General features: G+C 45.1%; 8 protein-coding genes. 2 read left to right on the forward strand and 6 right to left on the reverse strand.

The genetic code is table 11. The features are described 5' to 3' along the window. The 5 genes from AACS80_RS11465 to AACS80_RS11485 form a co-directional block, all read right to left on the reverse strand. The coding region (locus tag AACS80_RS11465) for an AIDA repeat-containing protein (protein WP_171021441.1) at positions 1–659 on the reverse strand (659 nt) is incomplete at its 3' end. Further along, positions 652–1,872: an autotransporter strand-loop-strand O-heptosyltransferase gene (locus AACS80_RS11470; protein WP_138183796.1), complete on the reverse strand. Its 1,221-nt coding sequence runs from the start codon at positions 1,870–1,872 to the stop codon at positions 652–654. The genes AACS80_RS11465 and AACS80_RS11470, both read right to left, overlap by 8 nt. Before the next feature lie 321 nt (positions 1,873–2,193). Continuing rightward, positions 2,194–2,811: a LuxR C-terminal-related transcriptional regulator gene (locus AACS80_RS11475; protein WP_138183797.1), complete on the reverse strand. Its 618-nt coding sequence runs from the start codon at positions 2,809–2,811 to the stop codon at positions 2,194–2,196. Continuing rightward, on the reverse strand, positions 2,808–3,272 hold the full coding sequence (locus AACS80_RS11480) for a CaiF/GrlA family transcriptional regulator (protein WP_135410723.1): 465 nt from the start codon (positions 3,270–3,272) through the stop codon (positions 2,808–2,810). Before AACS80_RS11480 ends, AACS80_RS11475 begins: the two co-directional genes overlap by 4 nt. Before the next feature lie 366 nt (positions 3,273–3,638). Then, positions 3,639–4,301 carry a tyrosine-type DNA invertase gene (locus AACS80_RS11485; protein WP_135410724.1) on the reverse strand — a complete coding sequence of 221 codons (663 nt, stop codon included), beginning with the start codon at positions 4,299–4,301 and terminating at the stop codon, positions 3,639–3,641. Between the two features lie 150 nt (positions 4,302–4,451). Here AACS80_RS11485 and AACS80_RS11490 point away from each other — a divergent pair, with 150 nt between their 5' ends. Continuing rightward, positions 4,452–5,294, forward strand: a complete 843-nt coding sequence (locus tag AACS80_RS11490; protein WP_135410725.1) for a helix-turn-helix transcriptional regulator — start codon at positions 4,452–4,454, stop codon at positions 5,292–5,294. On the opposite strand, the gene AACS80_RS11495 is transcribed toward AACS80_RS11490, so the two are convergent. After that, positions 5,291–5,842 carry a tyrosine-type recombinase/integrase gene (locus AACS80_RS11495; protein WP_130219595.1) on the reverse strand — a complete coding sequence of 184 codons (552 nt, stop codon included), beginning with the start codon at positions 5,840–5,842 and terminating at the stop codon, positions 5,291–5,293. The two genes, AACS80_RS11490 and AACS80_RS11495, sit on opposite strands and share 4 nt — an antisense overlap. A gap of 594 nt (positions 5,843–6,436) precedes the next feature. On the opposite strand from AACS80_RS11495, the gene AACS80_RS11500 reads away from it, so the two are divergent. Continuing rightward, positions 6,437–6,548 (forward strand): hypothetical protein (locus tag AACS80_RS11500; protein WP_240730951.1); only part of this gene is annotated, 112 nt, incomplete at its 3' end.

The following is a 6,548-nucleotide window of genomic DNA, read 5'->3' on the forward strand; positions in this document are numbered from 1 at the left end:
TGTATTCCACCGCTGTTAATGGTGATGTCCGCGGCACTTCCTCTGTAGTGGACAGTCTGTTTCCCACCATTATTAATGAGGGTGTTCGTGGCAATGCCTCCGTTAGAGACATACTGATTCCCACCGTTGCCGATAGTGGTGCTGGTTGCATTACCGCTTACACGCTGGATGCCACCGTTAATAGTTGTATTCGTGGCGCTGCCACCGTCCTGAACCCACTGAGTCCCTTTACTGTTAATGACTGTATTCGTGGCACTTCCTCCAAGGAGATGTTGGTATCCATGGTTAATTGTGGTACTCGTGGCACTGCCGCCGCTGGACACATACAGGCTTCCAGGGTTATTGCGACCATAGTTAATAGTCGTGCTCGTGACACTAGCTCCGCTGGAGACATGAAGAATACCGCCGTTGATTGTAGTATTCGTTGCCGTGTCACCCGGACGTAAGTACGTGGCACCACTTGCGTTATCCTCCACCGTCATATTGTCATGGGCAACAGCCAGCGCAGGTGCTGACGGCAAAAGCAAACCGGCAATCAACCCTGCCAGCGCGGTACGCTTGATTTGCCGGGGGCGCTGACCTCCTTTACGGGTCAGTTCTGAGGTAACGACCCACATCCCTGTGGATTCATTCCAGACAGTGTTATAAACCTTATTCATTGCTTACTCCTTTCTCCAGAGTGTCCTCAACACCCTGCTCAGTTAAAGAACGGTGAAGTTTATTGATGACGCCCTTGACCTGGGCGCCGGTTATCAGCCGGGTACATTCAAATTGCCGGTCAGTGTTTTTATGTCTCGGGCACCACAGAAAATCGTGGTGGTCAAAATTCAGCGATGTATCGTCCCAGCACCCGTAGCAACCATGGGAGTTAAATACCCGCCATGGGGTATAAAACTCGCTGTTGGGCAGGCTGAAGCCACTTATCAGCACCACCGGAATACGGGTAGCCCAGGCCAGCCATGACAGACCGCTTGGCAGGCCAATGAAGAAGCTGGCATGGCGCAGCAGGTTCACCCGCTCCTGCAGCGGGAGCTTGCCGGTAAAGTCCTCTGCGCCCCACGGGATGTGATTCCAGACAAAGCCCTGGCCATAGTGGGCGTCCCGGTCAATGCACAGCACCCGGTAACCCAGTGATTTCAGGTGTGCGATGACCTCACTCCAGCCAGTGCCGTTGTTCCAGTATTTCGCCTGACAGGTGGACTGTGTGGCGATGCACACATAAGGCTCCTGGATAACCCGGGGCGCGGACAGGTCAAGCCGGACGGGGGCTTCACGCGGGTCAACGCCCAGAATGTAGCCTGCAGAACGGTGGAAACCGACCTTGCGAAAATCCACCGGCTGATTGTTTGTATCGCCACCGAAATAAAGCCCCACGCGATACGTGGCATAAGGCGCCACCGTGCGCGGCTTATCCGGCGTGGAAAACTGTATCTGCGGATACTGAGGCGCCAGCAGATCAATAATGTCCTGCGCCATCGTGCATTCCAGACTGCACTTATGCAGGGACTGGAAGCGTTCCGCATAAGGAAACCAGCCGAGCAAATCGCCTAGCGTACCGGTCGGGAATGAAATCAGTACAGGCCGGTCTTTCAGTTTCAGTGTTTCATCCAGCAGGGGCGTTTCTTCCCCCTGACGGAATACCTGAATACGAAAGCGCACGAAATATTTCTTACTGCTGGTTACCCAGCCTTTATCCACATCGCAGCAGAAAAGAATATTTTCTGAATCCGCATCCAGCAGACGCACGTGCCATTTCCCGTCAGGAAGCAATACACGTGCACCATCATTAAAATCATAAAAAATATTTTCAGGCCCTACCTGCGTTGGCGTATCAGGCGGAGGGATAAAAAATGTATTCTTCAGCGTTGACATATTTTCACCTTCAAAAATATATAAGCGTTGAAAAGCACGATGAGTACGCTAACAATATAACTGAGTTGTCTTTCTTATAATGAGCAATACCCATCGCTCAGTTATGATATTCTTCTGTGATAGCAGAGATGAGTTCACATATGACATTCTCACGATGTCACACCTCGCGCATTCCATTATAGTTAAAACGACTTTAGTCGTTGCCGATGAAATGCTCTCTGCATTACTTCCGGTTACGCGCAGGAGTTAGTTTACAGTTTACGTGCAGAAAGACTTATCAATTTCGGAAGTGTATCCGCTCAGCATGTGCCGTTACAGCGCTTACAAAAACGTCCTGTTCATAATCCATGCAATATCATTCCGGTTTCTCAAACCGATTTTAAATATCGCCTTTTGTCGGTAGTAACACACATTGCTGTAATGTATTTCCATGCGCTTTGCAATATCACTTACAGTTTCCCCACTAAGAAGTGCATTTATCACATGTCGCTCATTAGCACTTAAACGCTGAAATTTATACCCACTACTTATATAGCGAGAAGGCACGGCCAGAATGCGCAGAAAAATATTTTTCAATTGATGAAAGCTTTGTGACGGAGAAATCCAGGTAAAAGGATATCTGATATTATTCTGCCCTCCCTGATAGCCAAATAAAATGCATGGAGTCCCTCTCAGTTCGTGGCGTTCAGAATAAAGGACTGACAGATTCCACAAAAACCACAGCGCCCTCACAGTCACTGATGACTCATGGCAGGTGAGATCTACCACAATGACACGCTGTTTCCCGGGGAGGTGTCTATCAGACAGAATATGCGACACAATCTGCTCCGGTGTTTCCACGGAAATAACCTGAACAGCATGTTGCCCGGCACTTTCCATCACTGCAAAAAGCCCGAGGCGGGTGTACTGACACTGACTCATCAAAAATATCTGTTTCATCCGTATTCTGTCAGCTCCAGAGGAGCCTGTTCATTCTGTTTTCTCGATACCATCCACTGACGTAGTTTCTGAAATTTTGTCTGTGGCCTGAGTGACTGCTTTGCTGCGGGGGCAACAGGTTCCAACAGAACATCCAGTTCTGCCCCTGAACTTGCCGGGATTTCCTGCGGATCCTGTATATCCAGGATCCGCAGAGCGCGTCTTCGTCCCGTTGTCGGTTCGTTCTGTATGAAGCGCCTGCTGCGGATATGGTTTCGTCCCTCGTGCTCAATGTAATACAGAATATCTTTTGCTGTTCTCTGGGGAATATGAAACTCCCGGCTGACCGCCTCAACTGTCAGTAACCTGCCGGTTCGCATCCCCCAGAAGGTCACGATGATATACAGTGGTCGAGCCTGCATGTCCTGAACACACTCAGGACAGAAAAAATGTCTCTTTATTCGTCTGCGTCTCTCAGGCATACCCGCCACCTGAATATCTCTCCGTCAGAAGTATGAATTAAGAAGCACTGACATCCCTCCCCCCAATAATGACAACAGACATCTGTTGCCGCTTGTGTCGGGTTATCAGTGCTGAGTAACGCGCAATACAGGTGCACAAGAAGAGGATCTGTTGTTGTCAAAATGACCCATTTTGACAACATTGGATTAAAAAACTAAATTTTTGTTTTTATCTGGTTTTATTTTCTTAGTTATGTGATGTTTTTGGCTATTTATACTATTGATGGAGTTTTGGAAAATTTAGAAAACTGACAGACATCAATGCCATATTGTTACAGAAAGGAATTGATACGGGGGTTTTATTGATTTAAATCAAATTATCTTTAATTAATTGTTGTTTGCATAACATGTGTTTTTTAACATTTGCAACCGCAATACAGGCAGTTTACAGTTTGGGTCAAAAAGTTGCTTTTTCGCCCTTTTTGACGGCTTCCATAACCGTTCAAAGCGGGCCGAATTTGAAGCTGTATAAATCACCGTATGCCGGATATTCCGGTGTCCCAGGTAATCCTGAATCAGGCGTGTATCGATGCCGTTATCAGCCAACGCGTAACCACACCCATGTCTCAGCATATGTGGATGGACAGCAACAGCCAGCCCGGCATTTCTTCCTGCTTCAGCCAGCAAGTTATAAAATCGTTGACGGGTAAGCGGACGCCCTGATCTGGAAATAAACAGCCAGTCCCTCTCTTCTTCTGTTGTAGTTAATTTCATAGTTTCCCGGGCTTTGAGCCAGTTCCTGATACATTGTACTTCTTCAGTCAGTAAGGGATGCACGGTGCTGAAGCCGTTTTTCAGGCGCTGGACGCACAGTTTTCGGGACTCGAGCTCAAGGTCAGCAAGACGTAACGAAAGCATTTCGCTGACCCTGAGTCCGTGGATAAAGGCAAGAAGTATCATGCAGGCATCACGTTCCGGGTGGCGCCCCTTCAGCACCGCCTGTAGCAAAAGGCTGACTTCATGGTGAGTAAGAAATTTTCGGGAAGACATTAATGGCTCCGGTCAGATGAAACAGAGCATTCAAGAGTGACACGATGACCCCATCAGGCTATGGCTAAACGTGCTAAAGTCAGGAAAGCAGAATAAAACACCGATTGCTCTTAAGAACAGTCAACTGGCATGGACCCACAGGTATAGCAAATGAATTTAATCCAGCAACTGGCGGGAATTATCGAAGGGAATCTGAACAGCTCACTGTCAGTAAAAGTTCTTGCTGAACGTTCAGGCTATTCAGAACGCTGGTTGTACAAACTGTTTCAGGATGTAACGGGGATCAGTGTGGCGCAGTACATACGTCGCAGAAAACTAACACTTGCCGCTTTACTTTTGCGTCATACCAGTCGCCGGATAACAGATATATCACTAATGCATGAGTTCAGTTCGCCCCAGGCTTTTTCCCGTGCTTTCAGGCAACAGTTCAAGGTGTCACCAGTACAGTATCGCAATGCGGATGCCTGGGATATGCAGTATGCCCAGCCCGTATTGTACAGAACCACACCGTGCACAAAATTCAGAATGATTGAGATAACTGAGGGCAATCATCCTTCTGTTCCAAACCTTAAAATGCCTGTGAATCTGGGAATGGACTTTATCCATACCCAGAGCGGCGATCATTTTATTTATAACCGTAACCTTTTTCAGTCCATAGTATCAATTTATGATCCTGTTAATGAAATGTCTGATTTTATGATTTCAGGTGAAATGATACCCTCCAGAGAAACAGATTCTGAACTAATTTATACTTTTAAAGAAATAAACAGTTTTTCCCTGCCAGAGACGCTTCTTCCTGATGGTTTATATGCCAGCCAGGAATTTACTGGGACATACAAAGAGATTTTTGATTTTCATATATATGATGCCATGGGGGCGCTGTGTATTAATAAATGTGTTTTAAAAAGAGGACCTATATACACACTATTTCACAGAACAGATAATAAAAATATTATGGATATGCAATTCCTCACTCCTTGCGTAAAAATTTAACTGCGCCAGACCCGATGAAAACGACCTGGATTACTGGCCGTATACAGTACAGTATGATGAATGTTCCTGTGACCCAGATAATCCTGAATCAGACGGGTATCCAGTCCCTGATTAGCAAGAGCATAACCACAGGCATGACGCAACATGTGCGGATGAACCTTAATTCTCAGACCCGCACGCTGACTATATCGTGCGCAGAGTTTATAAATCCATTGTCTGGAAATTTTTTTTCCATGGCTTGACAGAAAAAGATAATCATCCTGACTACCTTTAGCGTATCTTTTTCTAATCAGGAACCAGCGTTGCAATAATTCTATTGTTTCTGGCTGTAATGGATGTGAAGTTGATAATCCATTTTTCAGACGCCTAATAAAAACAATTTTTTCAGTCATATCAAGATCTCCCAGTCTAAGGTCTATCAACTCACTGACGCGAAGTCCATGAATGTAAGTTATATGTAGCAATGCTTTATCACGGATTTCATTTCGCGTACCCGTTATAGCATTAAAGAAAAGCGCCCATTCGCTGCTGGTGATGTATTTACGCATATTTCCTCCTGTCAGAGTTATACCTGAATTTTACACTATTAATTAAAAGGAAGACTTATCAGTTTCGGAAGTTGGCGTGTAAACGATCCCCAACGCCGTATTGACGTTATCTTGCCTGGCCTTCAAAGATAATAAGTGAACGACCATATGACACGTAGGGTAAAAATCAGTTTACATCCAGGGCAACAACTCCTTCACGCAGTTACCTATATCGTAGTATTACTGCCGAAATAACAACTTACCCCACGAACAATGTTGGCGGGGATTCTTGTAATTATATCTTTTTTATTCGATAATCTTTAAAAACGTTCAAAAAAAATTAACCACCAACTAATAATGATATTTTATTGGCTAATTTTTACGTGATAATAACGGCAGGTAAAAAAACACATTAAAACAACATTAAAAAGCTCGATATTATCATCAGCATATTCCCCATCCTTTTGTTTTCACTTAAAAAAACATAATGTAATTATTGTCAGAGACTAAACAAGATTAGGATTTTGTTATTTAAAGCCCAGGCCATTGAGCTTGCTTACTTTATCGATAAATCCTACTTTTTTATTGCGATCCAATCATTTTAAGGAGTTTGAAATGGATAAGAAGCAAGTAACGGATTTAAGGTCGGAACTACTCGATTCACGTTTTGGTACAAAATCTATTTCCACCATCGCTGAATCTAAACATTTTCCGCTGCATGAAATGC

The organism is Escherichia sp. E4385 (assembly GCF_963883145.1).
GTDB lineage: Bacteria > Pseudomonadota > Gammaproteobacteria > Enterobacterales > Enterobacteriaceae > Escherichia.

Excerpts from the sequence above, each read along its gene's own strand:
- AACS80_RS11475 (WP_138183797.1), bottom strand. The coding sequence starts at position 2,811 with ATGAAACAGATATTTTTGATGAGTCAGTGTCAGTACACCCGCCTCGGG.
- AACS80_RS11485 (WP_135410724.1), bottom strand. The coding sequence starts at position 4,301 with ATGTCTTCCCGAAAATTTCTTACTCACCATGAAGTCAGCCTTTTGCTA.
- AACS80_RS11495 (WP_130219595.1), bottom strand. The coding sequence starts at position 5,842 with ATGCGTAAATACATCACCAGCAGCGAATGGGCGCTTTTCTTTAATGCT.
- AACS80_RS11490 (WP_135410725.1), top strand. The coding sequence starts at position 4,452 with ATGAATTTAATCCAGCAACTGGCGGGAATTATCGAAGGGAATCTGAAC.
- AACS80_RS11470 (WP_138183796.1), bottom strand. The coding sequence starts at position 1,872 with ATGTCAACGCTGAAGAATACATTTTTTATCCCTCCGCCTGATACGCCA.
- AACS80_RS11480 (WP_135410723.1), bottom strand. The coding sequence starts at position 3,272 with ATGCCTGAGAGACGCAGACGAATAAAGAGACATTTTTTCTGTCCTGAG.